The organism is Priestia sp. LL-8, assembly GCF_036227845.1.
Taxonomy (GTDB): Bacteria; Bacillota; Bacilli; order Bacillales; family Bacillaceae_H; genus Priestia; species Priestia zanthoxyli.
In genome coordinates, this window is the sequence record NZ_JAZAQH010000001.1 from 3,222,237 (window position 1) to 3,247,654 (window position 25,418).

Sequence of the window (25,418 nt, forward strand, 5' to 3'; positions counted from 1 at the left end):
TTAGTTTTCAGTTCTTTGAAGAGATTTATACATATGGTTGAGACATGAAAAAAGCCCGACTCTAATCAGTACGGGCTTCTTTCATGATCTATTTTGTTCTTACCATCCAGCCACAAATCCGTCCGTTCGTGATTCACTTCCTCCGCACAGCACGCCGCTTTCAGGATCTCTCCAAATGATCTGTCCGCGCCCAAATGCCATCGAATCCACGGCTACTTCAATTTTATGCCCTTTTCGTTCAAGCGCTTGTGCTACGTATAAAGGAAACGTCGGCTCCACAAGCACCGTTTTATCTTTTTTCCACTGCCATCTTGGCGCGTCTAAAGCAGCTTGAGGATGAAGCTGAAAGTCAATCGTATTCATGACAACTTGCATATGTCCCTGCGGCTGCATAAAACCTCCCATAACGCCAAACGGTCCTACAGGTTCATTATTTTTAGTGAGAAAGCCTGGAATAATGGTATGAAACGTTTTTTTGTTCGGAGCAAGACAGTTATCGTGATTAGGGTCCATTGAAAAATTGTGACCGCGGTTTTGCAAAGCAATTCCCGTTTCTGGCACAACGATTCCAGAACCAAAGCCCATATAATTACTTTGAATAAATGAAACCATGTTTCCTTCTTCATCAGCCGTTGCTAAATACACCGTTCCGCTTCCAACAGGTTCTCCTGCTTCAGGCTGAAGGGCATGTTCTTTTATAAGGGTGCGGCGATAGTTTGAATATGTATCAGACAGCAGTTCGCTGACAGGTACGGTCATTTTCGTTTCTTCCGTAATGTATTTTTCTCCGTCCGCAAACGCAAGCTTTATCGCTTCGATTTGTTTATGATACGTATCCACCCCATCTTTTTCTTGAAGCTCAAAGCCTTTTACGATATTTAATGCCATTAATGCAATAAGCCCTTGACCATTCGGCGGAATTTCCCATACGTCATATCCACGGTAGTGAGCGGAAATAGGATTCACCCACTCAGGTTCGTAAGCTGCCAAATCTTCTTTTGATAAAAAGCCGCTATATTTTTTGCTGAATGCATCAATACGATCTGCAAGTTCACCTTTATAAAAGGCTTCTGCATTGGTCTCACCAATAAGCTGAAGCGTATAAGCATGATCGATGGATGACCACATTTCTCCTGCTTTTGGTGCCTGTCCATTTGGGGCAAACGTTTGAAACCACGATTCAAATTCTTCGCTTGTATGAACTCGTTTAAACGTATCGTACGCTTGTTTCCATTGTTTAGAAAGAGTAGGCGCTAGCGGGAATCCTTCTTTGGCATATTGAATAGCAGGCTGCAGTACTTGAGAAAGAGACAGTTTGCCAAAACGCTTCGATAAAGCAGCCCAAGCAGCCGGAGCGCCGGGAACCGTAACGGGAATCATTCCGTACTTAGGAATATTTTTGTATCCTTTTTCCTTCAGCGCATCAATGGAAATAGACTGCGGAGAAGGTCCGCTCGCGTTCAGTCCGTACAGCTGATCATTGGTCCAAACAAGCGCAAACGCATCTCCTCCGATTCCATTAGAGGCGGGCTCTAATACGGTAAGACTTGCTGCTGTCGCGATCGCTGCATCAATGGCATTGCCGCCTTTTTTTAAAATATCAAGACCTGCCTGCGCTGCGAGCGGCTGAGATGTAGATACCATTCCTTTTTTTGCATAAACGGGAACTCGGTAAGATGGATATGGATGATAATGCGGATCATAGGTCATAAAAGCTCCTCCTCTTTTACACTTCTAAATTTATTTTAATTTTCTAACTAATTTAACTTCTTTATTTTACCATATTTACGGCCCAGCGCCTTTCTTTTTATCTCAAAAGGAGATGACTCCATTTACCTAAAATTGGTATACTAATAGAGTACAAGAATTGCCAAGGAGGATGATGTATGAAAAAAGTAAAAGCCGCCCTTCCACTCGCTGTTTCTTTAGCACTCGGCCTTCAAGCGCTTCCTATGTCCACTTCAACCGTTCAAGCTGAAGCATCGGCGAATGCTGCTCAGCACTCATCTAAAGTTGAATACAAACGCGCAAACGCATTTTTAACGAATGTAGCAAACGGAAAAACAAAGGAAGCTACGCGCTACTTTTCCCGCATCCTGCAGTCAAAAATGAGTGAAGACAACCTAAAAACGTGGTGGTCATCTCTAACGGCTCAGTTAGGTGCTGTAAAAAAGATTGGGACAGCTGTACAAGGTGAAGTCAATACCGTTCATCGAAATGTAGAAATCCCCATTGAATTTGAACATGCATCAGCTACTTTAACCGTTCGCTTTAGTCAAAATCGTCAAATGGATGATTGGCGAATCGTACCGGAGGAGCGCCAGTTTTCGTTTTCCAGACCACCTTATGACACCCCTAAGAATTACAGAGAAAAACAGCTTTCAATCGGCAAAGCACCTTACGAACTTCCAGCAACGCTCACCCTTCCAACACGTTCAAAGCATCAAAATGTACCCGTTGTCATTTTAGTTCACGGATCAGGGCCTTCTGATCAGGATGAAACCTTTATGAGCTTAAAGCCGTTTCGAGATCTGGCTTCAGGACTGGCTTCTCAAGGAATTGCCGTTTTACGCTACAACAAGCGTACATACGAACATACAGCTAAAATGTCCGGTGAAAGTAAAATAAACGTTGACGATGAAACAACGGATGATGCCGTACTCGCAGTCAAAGCAATGGCAAAACAAAAAGGCATCGACAGCCGCAATGTTTTTATACTGGGACACAGTCAAGGCGGTATGATGATGCCCAGAATTTTAAATCAAACGCCGGATAAAAGCGTGCGGGGCTCTGTTTTACTTGCTGCACCGAGCCGCACACTTCCAGAGTTAATGCTTGAACAATTTGCCTATCTTGCATCGCTTAATCAGCTTCCGAAAGAGCAGCTTTCTTTTTTCCAGCAGCAGTTTGCCATTTTACAAGACCCAAGCTTTTCGCCAGCTCAGCCGCCAAAAGAATTCTTGCTTGGCACGCCTTATTTTTGGTATGACTTAGCTCACTGGCACCCCGCAGAAGTCGCAAAATCTCAGCATACGCCGCTGCTTCTTTTACAAGGAGCGCGTGACTATCAAGTAACGACCGAAGATTTTGAAGGCTGGAAACAAAGCTTATCTCAGCGTTCCAACACTTCCTTTAAGCTTTATCCAAAGCTCAACCACTTTTTCACAGAAGGAACTGGTGAAAAAAGCACGCCCGATGAATATGCTGTTTCAGCCAACATTCCTTCTTATGTCATTGATGATATTGTGAAATGGGTTCGAGAAACGCAAAAGTAAAAAAGAGCGGCTTTGTCCGCTCTTTTTTTCTATTTCCTATTTAAGATGATATGCGATTGATCGGAAGAAGCGGTGGATTTTCTTCCTTTTCCCCAGCCTACAGCTTCTCGGTAACTTCCAAGCAGCTGCTGATTAATTACATCCTGTTCATCTACTTCTGCAGTTTGATCAGCTAAAGGCGTTACGTATAAAGCATCTACCGGACAATACAGTTCACACATAAAGCAAGTTTGACAATCGGATTGACGAGCTATGGAAGGAGCTCCTCCCATGCGAGAGCGGTCAAAGACATTTGTTGGACAAACGGATACACAAAGATTGCAGTTAATACACCGGTCTTCACTAAGGAGCTCAATCATTAAATAACCCCCTTTACGTGATTAGAAGACTTTGTTCCTAAGGGTCTCGCCCAGACTTCTTGCACGCCTCCGCTTAGAATCCGGTAGTGCTGTTTGGAATCCATAAACGGAAAATCGTCACGGCGGTGCATCCCTCTCGTTTCTTTTCTTTCTAATGCACTTGTATACATCCATCGCGCCGTTGCCGTCATGGCCGCAAGCTCTCGACTTCTCACGAGGTTTCTTTCTTTATCATACACTCCGTTCTTCAACTCATTCCATACGGCATGTAACCTTGTCAGAGAAGCTTGCAGCCTTGCTTCTGAACGAAACCAGTTCCGGTCATATGGAAAGACCTCGCGCTGAACCGATGCTATCATTTCTTTCGTATCAGCTGCATCAGAAGAAGCTACTGACTTTGTGATTCCTGACGCTTCTGATAAGCCTTTAGCATGTCGACTTGCAGCATTTCTTCCTTGCTTAACAGCAAATGCTGCCGCTGCTTTTCCTGACCAGCAGCCTGAAGAGATAGCCCATGCAGCATTATGGCTGCCTCCTCCCGTAAATCCTCCACAGATTAATTCGCGTGTTGCTGCATCTCCGGCTGCATATAATCCTGGAATGTCGGTTCTACACGTTTCGTCTGTAATGTGAATACCGCCTGTTCCTCTAACAGTTCCTTCAAAACGCAGGGTGATTGGAAACATTTGAGTAAAGGGGTTCATATGAAGACGATCAAACGATAAAAAGAAATTTGGCTGTGATAAGCGCATTGCTTTTTGAATACGTTCATCCGCTTTATCCAGCTTTGCATAAACAGGCTGGGTCATTAACGTTCTGGCTATAATGGATCGCCCTTTATGAGAACCGGCTCCTTCAATGACTGTACCGTCTTCATAATAAAATGTAGCCCATTTATAAAATGCAGATTTTGTGACTGGAGAAAAAGCTGGTGAAATCGAATAAGCATTTGAAAACTCCATGCCGGAAAGCGACGCACCTGCTTCTGTAGCTAATAAGTAACCGTCTCCTGTTAAAACATTTGTACCGAGTGCTCCGCTCAGAAATGCACAGCCTCCCGTTGCAATCACAACTGCAGCAGCCTCCACTCTCCATGTTTCTTTCGTTTGATTATTGATTCCGCAAGCACCTGCCACACCGTGTTCATCTTCAAGAAGCTCCAGTGCCGGGCTATGATCTAAAATCTGTACGCCTGCTTTTTGAAGCTGACGCCGCATTAGCCTCATATATTCAGGCCCTTGAAGTGTCGTTCGCTGAGAAATTCCTTTTTCATCTACAGGAAACGGATAGCCAAAATGAGCTAATTCATTTACTTGTTCAAACGTACAATCAAGCACTCGTTTCATCCAGCTTCTTTCAGCTAAATATCCCCCCAGCTCTTCTCTGCTTTTCATCGCGGTCATCTGTTCATCAGAAGTGGGCTTTACATACCAAACTCCTGTACCAGAAGGCGCAGTTGCTCCGCTCGTTCCGCAATATCCTTTATCCACAAGTACAGCTTTTGCACCTTCTTTAACTGCTTGCAGAGCTGCCCATGCACCAGCAGGGCCTCCTCCAATAATTAATACATCTGTATGAAAATGAAAGTCGGCAGTCATATACGGATCCCCCTCTTAAAATGTTTGCGCTCTCAAAAACCTTATTAAGAAAAACCTTACTTATTATCCACTCGACTATTTTCCTCATCACTAAATCTATACCAACTATTCCGTTCCAGAATTCAACTCTTCCATAATACCCATTCAATATAAAAAGGAGACCAGTCCATTTGTTTCACCACAATGGTCTGGCCTCCAGTTGCCTAGTAGGCGCGTTTCTTCGTACAGCATCATCAATACCAAGTAATTCACTTTGTTTAATTATATATTAAAAGTTTATGCTATGTTTGTCAACGATTATGTTATTCTTAGAATTTATTTCTCGTCCTTACAATCGTTCCCGTTATTGGTCTGGTCGCGACACTCCTTATTAAGTGGGAGCCTATTGGTACAGATGTCGAAAAAGAAGAAGAACAAGGATTTGAAATCAATAAAAGCTTTAGTGAAAAAAGTGAGGTCTATGACTAACTATCATTCTAGTAAAACAGGCGAAACGCAAAACACCTTCAAGCACATTAGCCTTGAAGGTGTTTTTCCTTTAAAAATCGATAAAAAATCCTCGCAAAAGACTATGCAAAGCGCCCCATCACTACCGTGTTATAAAACTTCCCGTCTGACAGCACCTTGTCATTTTTTAATACTCCTTCTACTTCAAATCCGAACTTCTCATATAAATCAATTGCCTTTTTATTCGTCTCTAACACATTCAGCGTCATTTTCTTCATGCCCGCGCTCTCTGCCCACAATATAGATTGCTGTAAAAGCTCTTTGCCAATTCCGTATCCCCAACATTCTTTTGCGACACATACGCCAAACTCCACTTTGTGGGCAAATCGTTTCAACTCATTACCTTCACATCTTGAAAATCCGACAATTTCATTATGTACAACCGCTACTAAAAATAAGTTTCGTTTACTTTCTGCGTCACGTTGAATAAGTTTTTCAAAGTCGGATTCGTCCATATACCCTTCTCCTGATTCACGATCTAAGTTTTCCGTTTCTCCATCTAGCTGAACTCTTAGGTGAGACAGTTCGTCTGCATCGCTAATGTCAGCTGAACGAATGATGTACTGAAGTCCTTTTACATGGTAAATCTGCTGTTTGATGACCACCCTATACCTCCAAATGTATTTCTTTCATTCAATCTATCAATTAGTTTTAATTTCCTTTAGTATAAATATTATACATAAAGAGATGAAAGAGAGTTGAAGGAATTGCTTTGGTTATTGCTTTTGATTCTATACGGCATTTACAAGTTCTATAAATCAAGGAGACCGCTAACGAAGTTTGATCATTTTTACGAGAGAGCGTTTGAGCTGGAAGAGAAAAAGCGCTATGGAGATGCGCTTGATATACGTAATCAAGGAATTGAACTCCATACCCTTACCGATTTAGAACGAGCTGATTTACATTTAGCGAACGGGCGTATGCTTTTAAAACTAAAGCAATATGAAGAATCAACGAAACACTACGATGCATCATTTAAACTCGCAAAATACGAAAAATTTCCTTACTCAGAGGGATTCGACGAAGTTATTGAAGCCTACTTGTATGCGAGGCGTAAAGAAGATGCGCTGATAATAACCAATGACATGTTAAAACGGCAAAGCTATGATCGGAAATTTAAGAAGCTCGAGCCTTTAAAAGAAAAACTTCTTTCATACGAAGACTCATGGTAAAATTAAACAAATGAAAACGTATTATTCAGAGCGATTGAGGTGAGCATAGTGGTCATAACGGTTATTGTAGGAGTGCTGGGTTTAATTGGTTTAATTGCAGCAGGATTTGCGACGAATTATAAGGATACAAAGTAAGATGTCGTAGAGAAGAGTGGGTGGGACAAACGTAGTTTAGTTGAAAAAAGATCCGAACCATAAACAGTTGGGATCTTTTCATTGTGCTGGCGAACGTAGATTTAATCTATGTAGTAGCTTCTAGCTGTTGGTTGGAGGACAAGACAAAGACTCCTGCAGGAAAAGCGGAAGAAGTGAGACCCCGCAGGAGCGTATGCGACGAGGAAGCTCACCGGCCGCCCGCGGAAAGCGAAGTCTTGCACGGAAACCAACAGCGGTGTCACAAGCGAGCCATACAAGCTCCTTTGTCCCTTTTTTCGTCTTTAGATTGGGTAATTGTATGTCTGAATCTCTTTTTTAACGAGCCAACAGCTTTTCAGTAACGCGCAAAAACATTTTTACTCCGACTTCAAGCGAGGCTTCATCTACCGTAAACTTCGGATGATGATGAGGGTATACGATGCCCTGTTCTTCATTTCGCGCTCCAATGTTAAAAAATGCTCCTTCCGTTTCCTGCAGGTAAGCTGAAAAGTCTTCTCCTCCCATTTTAGGAGACAGCGTCTTTACACGGTCGTTTCCGTATTCTTCAATGGCTGTTTCTTCAATTAACCTTGTAATTTCTTCAGAGTTAATGACAGGGTGATAGCCTTTTTCATACGTAAACGTGTACTCTGCGCCGTAGGCTTCTGTTAGTCCTTTTACAATCCGGTCAATTTGTGCTGGAACTTTTTCTCGCAGAGCCGCGTCAAAGCTTCGAACGGTACCGTTCAGCTCCACTTTATCAGGAAGTACGTTGTGCGTAGTTCCTCCGTGAAATTGTGTAACCGATACGACTAATTTATCGACTGGATTCGTCGTTCTTGAAACAATGGTTTGAAGGTTCGTCACAATTTGCGCTCCTACAACGATCGCATCAACTGCTTCATGAGGCGCTGCGGCGTGTCCTCCTTTTCCTTTAATCGATATGTTAAACGTGTCAGGCGAAGCCATCATAGGACCTGCAAGCACGCCGATTTCTCCGACGGGAAGACCAGAATTCAAATGTGTGCCAATCACGTAATCCACACCTTCCATCACGCCTTCTTTCACAAGCTCCTGCGCTCCCCCGGGCAGCAGCTCTTCCGCGTGTTGAAAAATCAAGCGAATTTCTCCTTTAAATTCATTTCTTAACTGAGAAAGCACGGAAGCTACTCCTAGCAAAATAGCCGTGTGACCGTCATGTCCGCATGCATGCATCACGCCTTTATGAACCGAAGCAAATGCAAACGTGTTTTCTTCTTCAATCGGCAGCGCGTCCATATCCGCTCGAATCGCAACCACTTTTCCCTGCTCTTTTCCTATTAATCTAGCCACCACGCTTGTTGGTGTAGGACGCGTAATGATAAAGCTTCCAAACGAACGAAGCGTATCTTCAACAAACTGAGCCGTTCGGTGCTCTTGAAACGATAATTCAGGATAGCGATGAAAGTGTCTTCTCCATTCAATTACTTGCTTCTTCAAGCTTTCTGTGACGCTGTATTCACCGATTGATTTGACTGTCATAAACAAATTCCCCCTTTGTTTGACTATATCGATTGGCTGGAACGGAAAGATTTAAATTTCCGCGCAGCGTATCGCTTTCATATGAAGTGTCGTAAAGCCCACGCTCTTGTAAAATAGGCACCACTTTTTCCACAAACTGATGAAACGTCTCGCTCATAAACGGGCGAAGCACAAATCCATCCGCTGCTTCCTGCTCATACCATTTTTGCATTTCATTCGCTACGTGCTCAGGTGTTCCTGAAAATGGCGAACGCGGCAAAATTGTTTCAAGCGCGACCTCTCTTAACGTTAATTTCCGAGCAGCCGCCGCTTGTTTAATTTTATTTGTAGTACTTTGAAAAGCATTTGCTCCGATATCTCCCAGCTCTGGAAACGGTGCGTCTACGTCAAATTGCTGAAAGTCATAATCATCAAAAAAACGAGCTAAATATGTAATGGCATGATTAATTGGAATTAACGCGGCAAGCTCTCCATATCTTCTTTCTACATCTTCCTCGCTATCTCCTATAATTAAATCAATACTTGGAAAAATGAGAAGCTCTTCAGGATTTCTCCCATGATTTCTTGCTCTATTTTTCATATCTTGATAGAATGCCTGCGCTTCTTCTAGTGTATGTGCATTGGTGTAAATGGCATCCGCATTTTCTGCGCCAAATCCTCTTCCTTTTTCTGATGACCCGGCTTGAAACACAACCGGATGTCCCTGCTTTGAACGAGCAATATTTAACGGCCCTTGAACTCGAAAGTGCTTGCCTTTAAATCCAAGCGTATGCATTTTCTTTGGATCAAAAAACTGACCGGTTTCTTTTTTATAGGTAAAAGCATCATCTTCCCATGAATCCCACAGCCCTTTTACTACGTCGAGATGCTCTTTTGCCATTTCGTATCGTTCGCTGTGGTGAGGAAGATGTCCTCTGCTGTGATTGCGCGCTGCCCCTTCTTGCGGAGAAGTAACTAAGTTCCATCCTGCTCGCCCGCCGCTGATATGATCGAGAGACATCAGCTGACGAGCGATTGTAAATGGCTCACTGAAACTTGTTGAAACCGTCCCAACTAGTCCGATGTGACTCGTAGAAGCAGCGAGAGCTGACAGCAGTGTAATTGGCTCAAAACGATTTAAAAAGTGAGGAATGGACTTTTCAGATATCGCTAATCCATCCGCAATAAAAACAAAGCTGAAAAGTCCTTTTTCCAATATACGCGCTTGTTTCTTATAAAACTCAATATTAATGCTCGCATCAGGCTCTACGTCCCGATGTCTCCATCCGTCCGTCGTATTTCCAAGCCCTTTAATATTTGCTCCTAGCTTCAGCTTTCTTTTTTCACTCAACGTATACTTCCTCCTTTTTACGACAAATAAAAAAGAGATGCTTTGATTGTTCAAAGCATCTCCAGTCGTCTGGTCGATTGTTTTTAAATAGCTGTTTATTTAGAGAAAATAGCTGTTGACCTCTCATTTATTTAGCTTATTTGAATAGTATACTCACTATTCCTATAAGTCAAGTTTGTTTTTGGTTCAAATAGATGATTTCTTCCTTCTTTAGTTAAACTTAATTACGATTTCATTTCTTTTAAATTCCTTAAAACTCACTTTGACTATCGGAATAACCGGTGATATAACTATATGTACATTCAGCATCCATACCGCCTGTCAGGCTACTGAAGGCTCTTATTTTCTCTTCAACTTGAAGAGGGATAAGGGCCTTTGGCATTTAAGGGGGTGAATGTTTTACTCAGCTCATTTATTTTCACTACTTAACTAAGGAGGCGTTACATATGAGTTTGCAATTTGCTTATTGGGCCCCGAACGTAAGCGGAGGCCTTGTCATTTCCAACATTCCTCAAAAAACAGAGTGGTCATTTGAAGCAAACAGCCGGTACGCACAAATTGCCGAGCAGGTAGGCTTTGATTACGTTCTCTTGCAAACTAGATTTTTTGCAAGCTACGGCGCTGAAAATCAACTAGAAGCTGCGACTCTCGCTTCTGCACTGGCCGCCACTACTAAAAAAATCAACATTATTACAGCAGTTCTTCCGGGGTTATGGCATCCCGGCGTATTTGCTAAAATCATTTCGACTATTGATCATATCAGCAGCGGGCGCGTCTCCGTGAACGTGGTAAGCGGCTGGTTTAAAGGCGAATTTAACGGCTACGGCGAACCGTGGCTAGATCATGATGAGCGCTACCGCCGTTCTGAAGAATTTATTAACGTGCTTCGAGAACTTTGGAAAAACGAAACGACCACGTTCAAAGGAGACTTTTACCGATTAAATGACGCACCATTAAAACCAAAGCCTCTTCAGCCGCCGAAAATATTTCAAGGAGGAAACTCTAAAGCTGCGCGTGAAATGGCAAGCCGGGTATCAGACGTCTATTTCATGAACGGCAACTCGATTGAAAACTTAAAAAATCAAATTAAAGACGTAAAAGCAAACGCAAACGGCCGTGATATTCAATTTGGCGTAAACGGGTTTGTCATTGTCCGTGAAACAGAAGAAGAAGCAAAACAAGTGCTAAAAGAAATTGTTCTACAAGCAGATAAAGAAGCCGTTGAAGGGTTTGAAAGTCAAGTGAAATTTGCAGGCAAAGCTTCTCCTCAAGGTGAAGGCATGTGGGCAAACTCTTCGTTTGAAAACTTAGTTCAGTATAATGATGGTTTCCGAACTGGCCTTATCGGAACAGCCGAACAAGTCGCCAATCAAATTATCGAACTGAAAAAAATCGGTGTGGATATTATTTTGACAGGCTTTTTACATTATGAAGAAGAAATCAAAACGTTTGGCGAAACCATTATTCCGCTCGTAAGACAAAAAGAACAGGAACTAAAAGAAAAAGCGGGTGCATTATAAATAGTTTATCGTAACGAACATTAAAATTTTTGGAGGTATGTTATGTCAATCGAAGTTTCTGCACGTCCTGTATACAATCAATCAACGCGCGCTTATTACGCATCTATTCGGGAGAAAATTGCTTCTCTCGTAGATGAAGTGATCCGGCCTAATGCAGCCCGTACAGATGAAGAAGGCGTTTTTCCACGAGAAAATTTAGAAGCGCTTATTAAAGCAGGCTGGGGAAATATTCTTGTACCAAAAGCATACAGCGGCTTAGAACTTGATCACGTGGCTTTTGCGATTGTAGCTGAGGAAATTGCAAAAGCTTGTGCTTCTACTGCTTTAGTTTACGTGATGCATGTCGGAGCGATTCAAACTATTACGCTGTACGGAAACGACGATCAAAAGAAACGCTGGTTAAAACCAATTGACCAAGGGCTGATTGGTACGTACTCTACAAGTGAAAAAGCCTCAGGAGGACACTGGTGGTACAACTTCAGTCAAGCGCAGCGAAATGGTGAAGATTATGTAGTTAATGCTGACAAATCATTTACTACAAGCGCCGGGCAAGCTGATTTTTATGTGGTCCAAACACGCAGCCCTGAAGCACAAGAAGCAACGGATATTAGCTTTTTTATTGTAGACGGGAAATCAGACGGCATTACTGCAAGTCCATGGGAAGCGCTGGGCGTTCGCGGTAATCACAGCGGTCCCATTTCTTATAAAAATGTACACGTGCCAAAACAAGACCTTCTAGGCAGTGAAGAGACAGGGAAAGAAATCGTCTTAAACGGTGTTTCCCCTATTTATTTAATTGGCCTTGGTTCTGCTTGGCTTGGAGTAGCGGAACATGCATTAGAGCTTGCGGTTAACCATGCAACGCGAACGATTCACCGCGATTTTAATAACCAGCTTAGCGACTATCAAGTCATTCGCCAGCAGATTGCTGAAGCAAAAGTCCTCATTGAAAGCACAAAACCATGGCAAATTGACTTGGCAGAACAGCTTGATATTTTACAAGCTGAACAAAAAGCACAAGGTGTCCTTACCCTCCCGCTGACTGAATTTAAAGTGCACGCTTCAGAAGTAGCCAACAAAGCAACGCGAATTGCATTGGATGTAAGCGGCGGATATGGCTATAAAAAAGGCCCTATTGAACGTTTGTTCCGAGATGCCAGAGCGGGCATTGCTATGGGCCCTTCTAATAATATTGCCAGAGAATGGATCGGAAAGAACCTTGTAGGGCTTCCTCTTGAACTTTGGATTAAAGGCGGAGAGTAAAGTTTAATATCATAAAAAAGAGGATCTTTTATAGAGATTCTCTTTTTTAATTTTTTAACGTAATGACTACGCTCCCTATTTTATGTCCGGTTTCTACATACTCATGAGCTTCTGGCACTTGTTCTAAAGAGTAGCATCTATCAATCACTGATTGGATCTGTCCTTCTTCCATAAGTTTTTTAAGAAGTAATAAATCTTTCGTCTGCACTTTGGCAATTCCTTGCCCTTCGACCGAAACAAAGCGTCCATTTAAGGCTAACGCTTCCTTGCACTGATTTTTTGTGATTTTCCCAACGGCATCAAAGATAAGATCGTATCTTTCTTGTTTTTCAGTAAAATCTTCGTTTTGGTAGTCGATGACGCGGTCTGCTCCTAAAGACTTTACTAGTTCATTATTTTTAGCACTGCACACGCCTGTCACTTCAGCTCCGTAATAGTTAGCAAGCTGTACAGCGGCAGTTCCTACGGCACCTGAAGCACCGTAAATAAGCACTTTTTGCCCGGTTTGAATGTTTCCTTTTCTAAAAAAATGCAGAGCCGTCGTGCCGCCGAAAGAAATAGAGGCGGCTTCTTCATAGGTTACATTCTCTGGCTTTACGGCTATTGTCCCCTTTTCTGGTAAGCAGATATATTCCCCATATCCTCCGAACTTCATACCTGTCATTGCAAACAGCTGGTCGCCTTTTTTGAAACGCGTTACGTTCTTTCCGACTTCCTCTACTTCTCCGGCCAGTTCTACGCCTAGTATTGATTTTCTAGGCTTTCGTAATCCCAAAACTATTCGCATTGGAAGCCACAATAGCAGTGGACTATTAAAGCTCCTCACTCTGCAGTCGCCCGATGTGACCGTGGTGGCATGAACTTTTATCAGTATTTCATTCTCTTTTGGAATAGGCTTTCCACTTCTTGAAGCTGAAGAACATCCGGTTTACCATACTTTGTACATACCATTGCTTTCATAACAGCTCTCCCTTTTTCACTAGAGTTCAATATATGTTTATAAACTATGCTCGGTGAAAGCTATTCTTTCACACTTTATAAAGAACGCCGGTGAATCTACTATCACATATGGTAAATAAAAGGATATTACTATAAAATGAGTATAAAAACAGAAAGTGTGGTAAGTACGGTTGTTTAAACTTCTTTTAATTGAAGACGATGTAACACTGTTTAATGAACTGAAAGAGCGGTTGGAGCAATGGTCATATGATGTTTATGGCATCCGTGATTTCAGTAACGTTATGCAGGAGTTTAGCGAGGTAAAACCTGATTTGGTTATTATGGATATTCAACTGCCGAAGTATGACGGATTCCACTGGTGCAGAATGATTCGCTCTCACTCAAAAATTCCTATTATCTTTCTATCTTCACGAGATCACCCTTCTGATATGGTGATGTCTATGCAATTTGGAGCCGACGACTTTGTGCAAAAGCCGTTTCATTTTGATGTGCTTGTAGCAAAAATACAGGCCCTCCTCCGCCGCGTATATAATTACAGCGTTGAGCAAGTAAACCTTCTTTCATGGCAAGGCGCAACGATTGATTATGAAAAAAATAAAGTATCAACGGAATCTACAGCTATCGATTTAACAAAAAATGAAATCTTTATTTTAAAATGCTTAATACATAAAAAGAATACGATTGTAAGCCGAGACGAACTGATTAATAGCCTTTGGGAAGATAAACGGTTTATCAGTGATAATACGCTGACGGTAAACGTCAATCGCCTGCGAAAAAAATTAGATGAAATTGGACTGGGAACTTTTATTGAAACAAAAGTCGGCCAAGGCTATGTAGCGATTGAAGAGGAACGCTATGATTAAACTCTTTATTCGCGAGCGTCTAAGCTGGATTCTTTTCTTTTTTATGATGCATCTTTTTATGCTTTTTATCGCTTATATTGATAGCTCCATTCCGCTGTCTTCGATTCTTTATATCGTGTTTTTATCATCGATTATCTTTCTTATTTTCTGCGTCTTCCGCTATCATAAAGAAACGAAATTTTACCAAGGGTTAAAAGATGAGGAGGATTTCTTTGATTCTTCTACCCTTTCTCATTCGCTGCGTCCGTTTGAAAAGATTGTTCAGCGAAATCTGATGCAACAATTAGAACAGGCGAAAAAAGATGCGGTGCAAACTCAGCTGCACGTGACGCAGGAAAAAGATGAAATGTTAGCTTGGATTCACGAAATTAAAACGCCGTTAACTGCAATGCATTTAATAATTGAACGCTTAGAAAATCGAGAAGTTAAAGCAAACTTGACGTTCGAGTGGCTCCGTATTCACTTTTTACTTGATCAACAGCTGCATCAAAAGCGCATTTTCTTTATCGAAAATGATATGTATATTGAACACCTGGATTTAGAGTCCCTTATTTTCACTGAAATCAAAACGCTGCAAGCTTGGTGTATGCAAAAAAATATTGGGTTTGATGTGGACATACAGGCAGAACGTGTACTGTGTGACGCAAAGTGGCTTTCGTTTATTATGAGACAGCTCTTAACAAACGCAGTCAAGTACAGTGAAGCATCTGACGTAATGATTAGAAGCTACAAGCACCATGGTCAAGTGTACGTCGAGATAAAAGACAGCGGACGCGGCATTTCTCCTCAAGATATGCCGCGCATTTTTGAGAAAGGTTTTACATCAACCACTCAGCATGAAGACAGCCGTGCCACAGGTATGGGTTTGTATCTCGCTCAAAAAGCTGCGCACGCTCTTTCTATTCACATTGGTGTGAAGTCAGTTCTTAACGAAGGCACGACGTTTACGCTTGCCTTTCCTAAATCAAATGATTTTGTTGATATGAAAAGCATGTGACAAAAATGTCACATGCTTTCGTCATTTGTTCGGTGAATCAAAGGAAAACGCAAGGCTCTTTTTTTATAATAAACGTATCAAATCAAAGGAGTGAATACATATGAACATATTAGAAGCTACTAATATTCATAAAAGCTACGGAAATAAATTTAATAAACAAGAAGTATTAAAAGGTGTAGATATTACCATTATGAAAGGAGAATTTGTAGGAATTATGGGGGCTTCCGGCTCAGGTAAAACCACGCTTCTGAACGTGCTTTCCTCGATTGATAAAATCAACGGCGGAACCATCAAAATTGAAGGAAATGAAATTAGCAGAATGAAAGAAAAGCAGTTAGCAAACTTCCGAAAAACACATTTAGGCTTTATTTTTCAAGACTATAACTTGCTCGATACACTGACAGTCAAAGAAAATATCCTCTTGCCTCTTTCTGTTGTAAAAACTCCTTCAGCAGTAGCTCACAAAAAATTTGACGCGCTAGCCAAACAGCTCGGCATCTATGAGCTCAAAGATAAATATCCAAATGAAATTTCGGGCGGACAAAAGCAGCGTACTTCTGCTGGAAGAGCCTTTATTCATGAGCCAAGTATGATTTTTGCTGACGAACCAACCGGTGCACTTGACTCAAAAGCAGCTAGCGATTTATTAAACAAACTGACCGAGCTTAATGACAAAAGAAGCGCAACAATCGTGATGGTAACGCATGACCCAGTGGCAGCCAGCTACTGCAGTAAAGTGATTTTTATAAAAGACGGACAAATTTATACGCAGCTGTATAAAGGGGATCAAACGCGAAAAGACTTCTTTGAAGATATTATGAAAACTCAAGGTGTACTGGGCGGAGTGCAAGATGAATATTAATCAGCTCGTCTTCCGCAACTTCAAAAAGAATGTAAAAAACTATTATTTGTACGTTTTTGCACTGGTTTTCAGCGCAGCTTTATATTTTGCTTTTGTCACGCTTCAGTACGATCCTGCTCTTGATGCAACCAAAGGCTCCATTAAAGGAGGCGCGGCGGTTCGGGCCGCTTCTGTTTTACTTGTAGCCATTGTTTCTATCTTTCTATTATATGCAAATACGATTTTTATTAAGCGACGCAGTAAAGAAATTGGCTTATTTCAGCTAATTGGCATGACCAAAACAAAAATTTTCCGTATTTTGACCGTTGAAAATTTTATGCTGTATTTTGCCTCACTGATTGTCGGCATTTTAATTGGGTTTTCGTTTTCAAAAGCGGTCATTATGATTTTGTTTAAAATCACCGATACAAAAGGCATTGCCAAGCTTCACTTTTCAGAAGAAGCCTTGATTCAAACGCTGATTGTGTTCGGCGTCATCTATTTGTTAATCATGACGATGAACTATCTTTTTATTAAAAGACAGACCATTTTAGCACTATTCCGCGTTACGTCATCAACAGAAAGCAAAACAAAAAAAATCAGTATTCTTGAAATTATTATTGGAATTCTTGGCATGATCTTTGTTGCTTCCGGCTACTATATTTCTGCTAAATTGTTTGACGGATCTTTTACAAGCATGAATGCTTTGTCCATCGCAATGGTATCTATTTTAGCTTCGGTTATCATCGGAACCTATTTGTTTTACAAAGGCTCAGTTCGCTTTTTATTAAATCTGATGCGGAAAAGCAAAAAAGGCTATTTATCGATTAACAATGTATTATCTCTTTCTTCCATTATGTTTCGCATGAAAGCAAATGCACTGTTACTGACGGTTATTACAACCGTATCGGCTCTTGCTATTGGTCTGTTGTGCTTGAGCTACATCTCTTATTATTCTGCTGAAAAGTCGGCCGAAGATTATGTGCCTAACGATTTTTCGATCAATAATACAAAAGACGCTGCTTCATTTAAAGCCGCGCTGGATCAAAAGAAAATAGCATATACGGAAAAAAAGATCGACGTCATCCAGGTAAAAGCAAACGTAAAAAACATCTTAGAAAATAATTTGGAAGGCCCGATGGTAGACTCGTCCGCTATGGTTTTTTCAGTTGTTAGCGAAAAATCTGTTAGTGGTGTAAATGTAGCTCAAAATGAAACTTTGTTTACCGGCTATAATGATATGCTTCAACGAGTAAATTCATTTAAAGATTCCGGAGAAATTGAGCTAAGAGGAAAGAAAAAAGTCATTCCGCAAAAGTATATAGGTTTAAATCGAAAATTTCTCTTATCTACCTATTTTACGAGCGGTATGCCTACTGTGATTGTAGACGATTCTGTGTTTAATGAACTGGAAAAAGACGTGAATCCTTCTGTGCAAAAAGAATCTTCTGTGTACACAGGGATAGATATATCACAAAAAAATGACGTACCAAAAGCAAATAAGATTTTTAAAGAAGCGAAATTGGGCAATCACACCTTCAATGATTCGCGTATCGAAACGGTAAAAAGCCAAAAGCAGACTATGGGTCTAATTATGTTCATTGTCGCTTTTCTAGGACTGGCCTTTTTAATCACGTCAGGGTGCATTCTTTACTTTAAACAAATGGACGAAAGTGAAGATGAAAAGCCAAACTATACGATTCTTAGAAAACTCGGCTTCACTGAAAATGATTTACTAAAAGGCATAAAAATAAAGCAGCTTTTTAATTTCGGCATTCCGTTAATCGTAGGCTTGCTTCACAGCTATTTTGCCGTACAATCCGGCTGGTTCTTTTTTGGGACAGAGCTTTGGACACCTATTATTATCGTCATGATTGTCTATACGGCGCTGTACTCTATTTTTGGTATTTTATCTGTTCTTTACTATAAAAAAATGATTAAAGAAGCTCTTTAAAGATAAAAAGCACAAGCTACAGCTTGTGCTTTTTATCTTTAAATGCCATTAATTGCTGGCGTTTTCTTTATTTTCCGCACTGGCTGCATGCAAAAAATTTTCTAACCGCTTTTTGACAAACGGCCATTCGTCATCGATTATACTGAAGATGACCGAATCTCGTACGTATCCACCTGGTAAAACCATATGTTTTCTGCTAATGCCTTCTTGCGTGGCACCTAATCGTTTAATAGCCGCTCTAGACCGCTTGTTTCGCACATCCGTTTTAAATTGAACGCGGTGAAACTTCAGCTCTTCAAAACAGTGTTTTAATAATAAATACTTACACTCCGTATTAACCCGAGTGCGCCACACGGATGGATGATACCACGTCCACCCTATTTCTACGCTTTTGTTAGGAAGGGAAATATCTAAAAATCTTGTGCTTCCTACAATTGAATGTGACTCTATATCAAATACAGCAAAAGGCAGCTCTCTTCCTTCCTGCTTTGCTGTTAAAGCACTTTCAATCAGCCGTTTCATATCACTTAGACGATGAACTTTTACCGGGAGATGCTCCCAAATTTCTTTCGGTTTTGCAGCTTCATAGAGTCCTTGCTCATGCATTTTTTCAAGCGGTACTAGCTTTACTGCTGTTCCTACAATTTCAACTGACTTTAGCATAACCTCGCCCCTTTTCAATACGTCTAAAGAAAATGTTAATACATGTATATGTACTGAAAAAGGGTCAGTTTCTGCTTATTGTAAGGTATCACTTTCATTATAATACTGGTTATCAGCTAAGTTTTTTTCGAGAAAATCACTTATGGTTTGGAAGGCTTGGTCTGCTGATTCTTTATTAAAGGTTTTTGAAAAAGGATTCATAAACCCATGAAATCCATAAAACTTTTTGATTTTCAAAAGCGGCTCTCTTTTTTGCTCTAATGAGTTTATTAAAGAGTCTACATCAAATGTTTGCTCTTCAGCAGGAAAAAGAAGAAGAGTTGGACACACAGGACGTCTATTTATATAGTCTCTAATGCGCGATCCGTAACAGCCAATCACGAAGTCACACAAATTGTTTTCACTGCATAGCCACGATATTGTGGCTCCTACACTAAATCCTATGACCCCTACTTCTTCATATTCTTGCTTTAGCTGAATTAACATGTTATTGATTTGTCTTGAACCCTCATCAATACCGATGTTTTGAACAAAGTTTTGATAAGCCATGTCCTCTTCTTCATAACGATAAGGAACGTCTTTAGATAATAAGTTAGGACAGATAATATCTGCCTCTAACTTAGACAATTTCTCTTTCATAAACTTCATATGATCGTTCACACCGTATATTTCATGAATCAATAAAATCGCTTTATTTGATTTTTTCATTTCTTTTATAAAACAGTCGTTTCCCTTGTCAGTTCACGGTGCAATACGTCTCCCATGCGCTTCATGCCTTCTACGATTTGTTCAGCAGACATATTAGAGTAATTCAAGCGCAGGGCGTTGTTTCTTGTGCCATTTGGAAAGAATGGTGTTCCCGGAACACAGGCTACGTTATTTTTTAGACATTCTGAAAAGATATGTGCTGAATCGATTCCTTGGGGCAGCTCTACCCAAATAAACAATCCGCCTTCTGGCTTACTGTAAGACAAATTCTCCGGGAAAAATTCTTCAATACAAGATAACATTTGTGTACATCGCTCTTTGTACACGGCTTTAATTTTTTGAATGTGCTCTTCGATATCATAAAGCTCCATATACTTAGCCGTTACCCGCTGAGCAAAGCTGTCCGTATGCAAGTCTGCTACTTGTTTAAATGCCACGTACTTATCAATGAAAGCTTCATCTGCGCACACCCAGCCGATTCGAAGACCTGGTGCAAAAATTTTAGAAAATGTGCTGATATAAATAACTCTGCCTTCTGTATCAAAATGCTTGACCGGGGGAAGCGTTTCTCCTGCAAATCGGACTCCTCCGTAGGGATTGTCTTCTACAATCAGCACGTCATAGGCGTTCGCAAGCTCGATCATTCTCTGACGTCTTTCCCGCGTTAATGTGCGCCCTGTAGGGTTTTGAAAATCTGGGATTGTATAAATAAATTTCGCATGCGGATTTTCCTGAAGCTTTTTCTCTAGCTCTTCCATAATCATTCCGTCTTCGTCCATATCTACTTCTACAAACGTTGCATTGTAAGATTTGAAAACGTTGATGGCTGCTAGATACGTTGGACTTTCACAGATTACCACGTCTCCGTCATTAAGAAACAATCTCCCGGTAAGATCGATTGCCTGCTGAGAGCCGGACGTGATTAAAATGTTTGAAACAGTGGACTCAATGCCGATATGCTTCATTCGTGTAGAGATGGCTTCTCTTAAAGGAATATACCCTTCAGTTGTACTGTATTGAAGCGAAGCGGCTCCGTCTTCATTTAATACGGCACGGCACGCCTCGTTCATTGCTTCAACGGGAAACAGTTCTGGAGCCGGAAGTCCTCCTGCAAACGAAATGACTTCTGGTCGTTCCGTGACTTTTAAGATTTCGCGTGTTTCAGAGGATTTTACAAGACTAGCTCGTTCGGCAAATTTATCTTTCATTGATGATCATTCCTTTTTTAGATTTTAAACTTTTAACATTAATTATTCGAATAGTCAGAAAAATAACTGTGGACAATTACCTTTATAAAATCAGACAGTTACCGTGCAAGATGCCTTTTTAACAGACAACTAGCATTCGCACCCTCTCTGACTCTCCTTTTCTCCTTTCAATATATATTTTTCTCATTCACTATCTGTAACACAAATCAAAGGTCGTACGATAATTATGGCCTTGTGTTTAATGTATGTTAAAAAGGATAACATAAAAACCAAATAAATAAACAATAAATTCTACAAATTCTTAATTTTTTATACAAATATATTTATCTTAGTAAACTATTTTGTAAGATTTCTTCCCCTTTCTACTCGTTAAATAGGTTCACGAGGCAATTCTAAGCCTAAAATTTAACATTTTCTATTGACTGTCTATATCATTAAATGATATATATTAATTAACGATATATCGTTTAATGATATAAGGAGGTTGAATATGCCGAGAAACGATTCATTAGAGACGGGGGAACTTACCGACACGTCCTACTACATCTTAGTGTCGCTCTTAGAAGCAAAACACGGATATCTTATTATGAAAACGATTGAAGATATGACCAATCAACAGTTTTCGATTGGACCTGCATCTATGTACACTACAATTAAAAAACTTCTTGCAGCTGAGTTAATCATGCTTTATGGCGAAAGCAAAGACAAAAAGAAAACGTATGTTGCAACAGAAAAAGGAATTCAGTTTTTAAAAAAAGAAGTTCAGCGCCGTAAAGAAATGATTACACATGCTGAAAATGCTTTAGGAGGTTTATAAATGAAGAAGACAAAATACATACTGAGTGGCGGAACTGCTTTTGCCGAAAAAGAAGATTTACAAAAGCTTAGCGACTATGCGAAAAAAGGCTGGCTGTTAGATCGTTTTGCATTTTTAGGATATACATTAAAAAAAGGAAAGCCTCAAGAGCTTCAATATACACTAGATTTTCAAGAACATGCAGATGATGAATATTTTCTGCTTTTTAAAGAAGCCGGATGGCAGCATGTTTGTTCAACAGGCAATGCTATGCATATTTTCAGCGCACTTCCGGGAACAAAACCTATTTATTCCGATGTAGAAACCATTGTTGACAGATATAAACGCGAAAAGCATTCTGTAGGAAAAGCAGCTCTATCTATTCTTGTCGCGATGGTGTTTCTGCTGCTTTTTGACGTTATGAGCTTATACGGCTGGCTTCCTAAAGCAGTAGGTACGATTACTGAGATTTTAGTAGCAACTTTAACGGTACTTTTAGTATTTCCAGGACTCCCTTACCTGGCGTATCAGCGTAAACTAAAGAAGCTTCGCAACATCTAAAGAGATACTCTTTTTATTGACCTTCCATATTAAACCCTTTATAATCCTTATTAACTCGATAAGGTTTAAAGGTTTTAATACAGGAGTGATAAAAGTGAAATGGTTTCATTTCTTATTTAATGAGCGCTGCCCTAAATGTAAGCAAGTGTTAAATACATCAAAATCTAACGCACTTCACGCGACTGTTGTGAAAGTGTGTCCGTCTAACCACTATCAAAAAGAATTTCATCCTGCGCTTGAAACGTATGTGGAAAGTGATGAAGTGCTATAAAAAAAGCTATGGGAATCCATAGCTTTTTTATAGTAGCCCCCACCAAATCTTAATTGCCGTTGCTAAAATCAAACCGGCAAGGATCCACTGAAGCACTTTTGTATTCATTTTCTGACCAACTTTTGCACCAATTGGAGAAGCAATTAGGCTTGCAGCAATTAAAATTAGTGCTGGTATAAATGGCACTTGATGCGTCACCAGCTTTCCAACCGTTGAACCAATGGAAGAAATAAAGGTAACCGCTAGTGAAGTGGCGATGGTAATTCGAGTTGGAATTTTAAGCACTACGAGCATGACGGGAACTAAAATAAAGGCTCCTCCTGCTCCTAATACTCCTGCTACGGTTCCGATAAGCAGCGATAAAATAGAAGCTAACTTTTTGTTAAATTGAAGCTCACCATTTTTGATCTCATCTACGTTTTTCTTTGGAATAAACATCATTATAACCGCAATAAGAGCTAAAACTCCATATACAACATTTAATCCTTGTTCACTCATATAATGCGAGCTATAGCTTCCGAGCATGCTCCCAATTAGAATGCTGCTCCCCATATATAAAATTAATGATTTATTTAAAAACCCGCTTTTTCGATACGCCCATACGCCGCCTATTGTCGCAAAGAATACTTGAACAGCTCCTGCACCGGAGACTTGATGAGCCGTTAATGCTCCTACTCCTACTAATGGAGGAATATATAACAGCATCGGATAATTAATAACAGACCCGCCAATACCGACCATACCGGAAATAAACGACCCAATAAATCCAATAAGAAAAAGCGTGATGATAAATGTAAGATCCATCTATAGTCGCTCCGTTTCATATAAGGAAAGGGTACCTTTTACAAGAGATACCCTTTTCGTCCATTATTTCTTATCCTTTTTTAATCCAAAATTTAAGAACGTCGCCTTCTTCTGTATGAAGAAGCTCGTGACCGCCAGATTTTGCCCAGGCTGCAAGGTCATTTTTTGCCCCTTTATCCGTTGCGTGAATTTCTAACACTTGACCTGCTTCTAATTCATTCATTGCTTTTTTTGTTTTAACAATCGGCATTGGACATGCCAGCCCTTTTGCATCTAGTACTTTATTTGATTCCATTTCTCTCTCTCCTTTGTTTAGGTTTTAGCGAATCGCACAGCGGTTTGGTCCAATTTCCATTTCACGCTGTTTTTCTTCATCTGGGCTTACTTTTCCCATGTTGGTTTCACGAATTTCTTGATACGCATTTGGCTGCGGCGGTAAATTATCTGTTACTAAGTGTCTGAACTCTGCTTCGTCTTCAATATTTAATCCGTGATTTTCCGCAAACAACGTACCTAACTTTTCAGCTACGCTGCCGTTGTCATTTAGCTCATCAATAATCATAAAATGAGCTGGCAATACGATTAACTCATCTGACAATGCTTTATAGCGTGTATAAAGCGTCTCGCGCAGATCGCCTACCCAGTCTTCAGCCATACCAGCTAAATCAGGACGTCCAATTGAATCGATGAACAAAATATCACCTGAAAGCAAGTATTGATCGTCTACGATAAAAGAAGTTGATCCAATCGTATGACCCGGTGAATAAAGCGGCTGAATCGTAATGGTTGTGTTACCAATCACGACATCGCTACCTTCTTCTAAAGCGTTGTAGTCAAACATCACTTCTTCTGCATCTTTTGGAGGCAGCCAGTACGCTGCATTTGTTGCTTCCGCAATAACTCTTCCTCCTGAAATGTGATCTGCATGAAGGTGCGTATCAAACACGTGCTTAACCGTGACACCAAGTTCTTTGGCAAAGTTGATGTACACATCTGCCATACGCGTCGCATCAATAATAGCAGCTTCCCCGTTTGATACGATCATATAAGATAAGCACCCTTTACCGATACGAACAAACTGATAAATTTCTCCGCCGTCTTTTAAATCGCCAACTTTAATAGGCTCTAAATATTCACTCCACGCTTTCATTCCGCCTTTAAGGTATGATACTGTAAGACCAGCTTCTGAAAGCATGTCAGCTACCATCACGGATGAACCTTCTTTGGCGCAGACAACTACCACTTCTTTATCAGAAGGGATTTTTTCTAAGATTCCTTCTACTCCTTCTAAAAGATCGAAGTATGGAACATTTAAATGATCGAAGTAACGACCTTCAATTTTCCAATCGCTGAAATCACTTTCGTTACGAACGTCCAAGATAAATAACGGTTCTTTATTGATAATTTTAGATGTAACTTCTTTTGCAGTAAGCACATGCACTGTCATATTAAAATACCCCCTTAGGTATATAAACTATCAAAATTTTTTAATTCGCTATGTTCAATTGATTATTCTACTTTACCCGTCCAGTCACGCATACCAGGAACCACGTTAATTAAATGTTTAAATCCTTGCTTCTTCATCGTTTGACCTGCCATTTCACTTCGTCTTCCAGAGTGGCAGATAATATAGATTTCATTCGCTTTATTTAATTCATGCGCACGTTTTTCTACTTCGCCAAGCGGAATATGAACAACGCCTGGAATATGAGCTTCATCGTATTCTTCTACTTCACGAACGTCTAAAATATGAAGATGTTCATCATTTTCTACTTTTTTCGCAAATTCTTCTAATGAAATTTCAGGAATGGGCGTTACGCTTTCTTCGGCACCGCCTTTACGAATAAAGTGGTGAAGAACGTCATCTTTTGTTTCTGTACCTAAATACTCATGACCTGTGCTTTTTGCCCATGCTTGTAGGTCAGCCGTAGAGCCTTTATCCGTTGCTTGGATTTCTAACACTTGACCTGCTTCTAATTCATTCATTTTTTTCTTTGTTCTTACGATTGGCATTGGACACGCTAGCCCTTTTGCATCTAATACGAAGTTTGCTTGCATCATTTCTATTTCCTCCTTGGTTCAAATACTAGTAGGGGTATATTTCAATCTAAA

Annotated in this window: 25 protein-coding genes and 1 pseudogene; 12 read left to right on the forward strand and 14 right to left on the reverse strand. The window is 40.4% G+C overall.

The annotated features are described in order from the left end of the window. Positions 1–99 precede the first annotated feature (99 nt). A complete protein-coding gene (gene ggt, locus U9R83_RS16585) occupies positions 100–1,710 on the reverse strand; it encodes a gamma-glutamyltransferase (protein WP_226701389.1) in 1,611 nt (536 codons plus the stop codon). A 176-nt stretch (positions 1,711–1,886) separates the two neighbouring features. Between ggt and U9R83_RS16590 the strand changes: the two genes are divergently transcribed. Next, on the forward strand, positions 1,887–3,275 hold the full coding sequence (locus U9R83_RS16590; protein WP_243549532.1) for an alpha/beta fold hydrolase: 1,389 nt from the start codon (positions 1,887–1,889) through the stop codon (positions 3,273–3,275). 29 nt (positions 3,276–3,304) lie between these two features. Here U9R83_RS16590 and U9R83_RS16595 read toward each other — a convergent pair whose 3' ends face one another. The 3 genes from U9R83_RS16595 to U9R83_RS16605 form a co-directional block, all read right to left on the reverse strand. Beyond that, on the reverse strand, positions 3,305–3,634 hold the full coding sequence (locus U9R83_RS16595) for a 4Fe-4S dicluster domain-containing protein (RefSeq protein ID WP_115654406.1): 330 nt from the start codon (positions 3,632–3,634) through the stop codon (positions 3,305–3,307). After that, positions 3,634–5,232, reverse strand: coding sequence for an FAD-dependent oxidoreductase (locus U9R83_RS16600; protein ID WP_243549534.1), 1,599 nt, complete (start codon positions 5,230–5,232; stop codon positions 3,634–3,636). The genes U9R83_RS16595 and U9R83_RS16600 overlap by 1 nt, the downstream gene beginning before the upstream one ends. A 569-nt stretch (positions 5,233–5,801) precedes the next feature. Beyond that, a complete protein-coding gene (locus U9R83_RS16605) occupies positions 5,802–6,344 on the reverse strand; it encodes a GNAT family N-acetyltransferase (RefSeq protein WP_155017402.1) in 543 nt (180 codons plus the stop codon). Between the two features lie 93 nt (positions 6,345–6,437). Here U9R83_RS16605 and U9R83_RS16610 point away from each other — a divergent pair, with 93 nt between their 5' ends. Next, on the forward strand, positions 6,438–6,911 hold the full coding sequence (locus tag U9R83_RS16610) for a hypothetical protein (RefSeq protein ID WP_226701392.1): 474 nt from the start codon (positions 6,438–6,440) through the stop codon (positions 6,909–6,911). Between the two features lie 262 nt (positions 6,912–7,173). Continuing rightward, a complete protein-coding gene (locus tag U9R83_RS27710) occupies positions 7,174–7,386 on the forward strand; it encodes a hypothetical protein (RefSeq protein ID WP_424461235.1) in 213 nt (70 codons plus the stop codon). Here the strand turns inward: U9R83_RS27710 and U9R83_RS16615 are convergent. Together U9R83_RS16615 and U9R83_RS16620 are read right to left on the reverse strand one after the other, a co-directional pair. After that, the gene (locus U9R83_RS16615) at positions 7,383–8,567 is read right to left on the reverse strand and encodes a M20 family metallopeptidase (protein ID WP_243549536.1); all 1,185 of its coding nucleotides are present in this window, start codon (positions 8,565–8,567) and stop codon (positions 7,383–7,385) included. The genes U9R83_RS27710 and U9R83_RS16615 overlap by 4 nt on opposite strands. Beyond that, positions 8,545–9,897, reverse strand: a complete 1,353-nt coding sequence (locus U9R83_RS16620) for an LLM class flavin-dependent oxidoreductase (protein ID WP_243549538.1) — start codon at positions 9,895–9,897, stop codon at positions 8,545–8,547. Before U9R83_RS16620 ends, U9R83_RS16615 begins: the two co-directional genes overlap by 23 nt. A 446-nt stretch (positions 9,898–10,343) precedes the next feature. On the opposite strand from U9R83_RS16620, the gene sfnG reads away from it, so the two are divergent. Then, positions 10,344–11,417 (forward strand): dimethylsulfone monooxygenase SfnG, encoded by a 1,074-nt coding sequence (gene sfnG, locus U9R83_RS16625; protein WP_140451315.1) that lies wholly within the window; start codon positions 10,344–10,346, stop codon positions 11,415–11,417. 42 nt (positions 11,418–11,459) lie between these two features. Continuing rightward, entirely contained in the window at positions 11,460–12,680 is a 1,221-nt protein-coding gene (locus U9R83_RS16630; RefSeq protein ID WP_155009968.1) for an acyl-CoA dehydrogenase family protein, read from the forward strand. A 46-nt stretch (positions 12,681–12,726) separates the two neighbouring features. Here the strand turns inward: U9R83_RS16630 and U9R83_RS16635 are convergent. Continuing rightward, positions 12,727–13,640 (reverse strand): annotated as a pseudogene (locus U9R83_RS16635) (NAD(P)-dependent alcohol dehydrogenase). A 170-nt stretch (positions 13,641–13,810) separates the two neighbouring features. Here U9R83_RS16635 and U9R83_RS16640 point away from each other — a divergent pair. The 4 genes from U9R83_RS16640 to U9R83_RS16655 all read left to right on the forward strand — a co-directional run bounded on the left by U9R83_RS16640 (position 13,811) and on the right by U9R83_RS16655 (position 18,295). Then, entirely contained in the window at positions 13,811–14,503 is a 693-nt protein-coding gene (locus U9R83_RS16640; protein ID WP_013058026.1) for a response regulator transcription factor, read from the forward strand. After that, entirely contained in the window at positions 14,496–15,500 is a 1,005-nt protein-coding gene (locus tag U9R83_RS16645; protein WP_205664229.1) for a sensor histidine kinase, read from the forward strand. The genes U9R83_RS16640 and U9R83_RS16645 overlap by 8 nt, the downstream gene beginning before the upstream one ends. A 100-nt stretch (positions 15,501–15,600) precedes the next feature. After that, complete coding sequence (locus U9R83_RS16650; RefSeq protein WP_328575333.1) at positions 15,601–16,362, forward strand: ABC transporter ATP-binding protein; 762 nt, start codon at positions 15,601–15,603, stop codon at positions 16,360–16,362. Beyond that, positions 16,352–18,295 (forward strand): ABC transporter permease, encoded by a 1,944-nt coding sequence (locus U9R83_RS16655; protein WP_226701396.1) that lies wholly within the window; start codon positions 16,352–16,354, stop codon positions 18,293–18,295. The genes U9R83_RS16650 and U9R83_RS16655 overlap by 11 nt, the downstream gene beginning before the upstream one ends. A 48-nt stretch (positions 18,296–18,343) precedes the next feature. Here the strand turns inward: U9R83_RS16655 and U9R83_RS16660 are convergent, their stop codons facing one another. The 3 genes from U9R83_RS16660 to U9R83_RS16670 all read right to left on the reverse strand — a co-directional run bounded on the left by U9R83_RS16660 (position 18,344) and on the right by U9R83_RS16670 (position 20,874). Beyond that, positions 18,344–18,958: a GNAT family N-acetyltransferase gene (locus U9R83_RS16660; protein WP_226701397.1), complete on the reverse strand. Its 615-nt coding sequence runs from the start codon at positions 18,956–18,958 to the stop codon at positions 18,344–18,346. 75 nt (positions 18,959–19,033) lie between these two features. Beyond that, entirely contained in the window at positions 19,034–19,666 is a 633-nt protein-coding gene (locus U9R83_RS16665) for a dienelactone hydrolase family protein (protein WP_014459172.1), read from the reverse strand. Positions 19,667–19,671: 5 nt separating this feature from the next. After that, the gene (locus tag U9R83_RS16670; protein WP_014459171.1) at positions 19,672–20,874 is read right to left on the reverse strand and encodes an aminotransferase-like domain-containing protein; all 1,203 of its coding nucleotides are present in this window, start codon (positions 20,872–20,874) and stop codon (positions 19,672–19,674) included. 490 nt (positions 20,875–21,364) lie between these two features. Between U9R83_RS16670 and U9R83_RS16675 the strand changes: the two genes are divergently transcribed. The 3 genes from U9R83_RS16675 (at position 21,365) to U9R83_RS16685 (ending at position 22,502) form a co-directional block, all read left to right on the forward strand. Further along, the gene (locus U9R83_RS16675) at positions 21,365–21,691 is read left to right on the forward strand and encodes a PadR family transcriptional regulator (RefSeq protein WP_140451309.1); all 327 of its coding nucleotides are present in this window, start codon (positions 21,365–21,367) and stop codon (positions 21,689–21,691) included. Further along, the gene (locus U9R83_RS16680) at positions 21,692–22,231 is read left to right on the forward strand and encodes a DUF2812 domain-containing protein (protein ID WP_243549541.1); all 540 of its coding nucleotides are present in this window, start codon (positions 21,692–21,694) and stop codon (positions 22,229–22,231) included. It abuts the gene before it with no gap. A gap of 94 nt (positions 22,232–22,325) precedes the next feature. Beyond that, positions 22,326–22,502 carry a hypothetical protein gene (locus U9R83_RS16685; protein ID WP_176544807.1) on the forward strand — a complete coding sequence of 59 codons (177 nt, stop codon included), beginning with the start codon at positions 22,326–22,328 and terminating at the stop codon, positions 22,500–22,502. Positions 22,503–22,529: 27 nt separating this feature from the next. Here U9R83_RS16685 and U9R83_RS16690 read toward each other — a convergent pair whose 3' ends face one another. The 4 genes from U9R83_RS16690 to U9R83_RS16705 form a co-directional block, all read right to left on the reverse strand. Next, positions 22,530–23,306 (reverse strand): sulfite exporter TauE/SafE family protein, encoded by a 777-nt coding sequence (locus tag U9R83_RS16690; protein WP_243549543.1) that lies wholly within the window; start codon positions 23,304–23,306, stop codon positions 22,530–22,532. Between the two features lie 70 nt (positions 23,307–23,376). Continuing rightward, positions 23,377–23,601, reverse strand: coding sequence for a sulfurtransferase TusA family protein (locus U9R83_RS16695; protein ID WP_042992027.1), 225 nt, complete (start codon positions 23,599–23,601; stop codon positions 23,377–23,379). 24 nt (positions 23,602–23,625) lie between these two features. Continuing rightward, positions 23,626–24,753 (reverse strand): MBL fold metallo-hydrolase, encoded by a 1,128-nt coding sequence (locus tag U9R83_RS16700; protein ID WP_243549545.1) that lies wholly within the window; start codon positions 24,751–24,753, stop codon positions 23,626–23,628. A 62-nt stretch (positions 24,754–24,815) separates the two neighbouring features. After that, a complete protein-coding gene (locus tag U9R83_RS16705; protein WP_243549547.1) occupies positions 24,816–25,367 on the reverse strand; it encodes a sulfurtransferase TusA family protein in 552 nt (183 codons plus the stop codon). Positions 25,368–25,418: the final 51 nt, after the last annotated feature.

Excerpts from the sequence above, each read along its gene's own strand:
- U9R83_RS16695 (WP_042992027.1), bottom strand. The coding sequence starts at position 23,601 with ATGGAATCAAATAAAGTACTAGATGCAAAAGGGCTGGCATGTCCAATG.
- sfnG (WP_140451315.1), top strand. The coding sequence starts at position 10,344 with ATGAGTTTGCAATTTGCTTATTGGGCCCCGAACGTAAGCGGAGGCCTT.
- U9R83_RS16615 (WP_243549536.1), bottom strand. The coding sequence starts at position 8,567 with ATGACAGTCAAATCAATCGGTGAATACAGCGTCACAGAAAGCTTGAAG.
- U9R83_RS16600 (WP_243549534.1), bottom strand. The coding sequence starts at position 5,232 with ATGACTGCCGACTTTCATTTTCATACAGATGTATTAATTATTGGAGGA.
- U9R83_RS16705 (WP_243549547.1), bottom strand. The coding sequence starts at position 25,367 with ATGATGCAAGCAAACTTCGTATTAGATGCAAAAGGGCTAGCGTGTCCA.
- U9R83_RS16590 (WP_243549532.1), top strand. The coding sequence starts at position 1,887 with ATGAAAAAAGTAAAAGCCGCCCTTCCACTCGCTGTTTCTTTAGCACTC.
- U9R83_RS16650 (WP_328575333.1), top strand. The coding sequence starts at position 15,601 with ATGAACATATTAGAAGCTACTAATATTCATAAAAGCTACGGAAATAAA.
- U9R83_RS16660 (WP_226701397.1), bottom strand. The coding sequence starts at position 18,958 with ATGCTAAAGTCAGTTGAAATTGTAGGAACAGCAGTAAAGCTAGTACCG.
- U9R83_RS16700 (WP_243549545.1), bottom strand. The coding sequence starts at position 24,753 with ATGACAGTGCATGTGCTTACTGCAAAAGAAGTTACATCTAAAATTATC.
- U9R83_RS16690 (WP_243549543.1), bottom strand. The coding sequence starts at position 23,306 with ATGGATCTTACATTTATCATCACGCTTTTTCTTATTGGATTTATTGGG.
- U9R83_RS16595 (WP_115654406.1), bottom strand. The coding sequence starts at position 3,634 with ATGATTGAGCTCCTTAGTGAAGACCGGTGTATTAACTGCAATCTTTGT.
- ggt (WP_226701389.1), bottom strand. The coding sequence starts at position 1,710 with ATGACCTATGATCCGCATTATCATCCATATCCATCTTACCGAGTTCCC.
- U9R83_RS16645 (WP_205664229.1), top strand. The coding sequence starts at position 14,496 with ATGATTAAACTCTTTATTCGCGAGCGTCTAAGCTGGATTCTTTTCTTT.
- U9R83_RS16665 (WP_014459172.1), bottom strand. The coding sequence starts at position 19,666 with ATGAAAAAATCAAATAAAGCGATTTTATTGATTCATGAAATATACGGT.
- U9R83_RS16655 (WP_226701396.1), top strand. The coding sequence starts at position 16,352 with ATGAATATTAATCAGCTCGTCTTCCGCAACTTCAAAAAGAATGTAAAA.
- U9R83_RS16680 (WP_243549541.1), top strand. The coding sequence starts at position 21,692 with ATGAAGAAGACAAAATACATACTGAGTGGCGGAACTGCTTTTGCCGAA.
- U9R83_RS16670 (WP_014459171.1), bottom strand. The coding sequence starts at position 20,874 with ATGAAAGATAAATTTGCCGAACGAGCTAGTCTTGTAAAATCCTCTGAA.
- U9R83_RS16675 (WP_140451309.1), top strand. The coding sequence starts at position 21,365 with ATGCCGAGAAACGATTCATTAGAGACGGGGGAACTTACCGACACGTCC.
- U9R83_RS16630 (WP_155009968.1), top strand. The coding sequence starts at position 11,460 with ATGTCAATCGAAGTTTCTGCACGTCCTGTATACAATCAATCAACGCGC.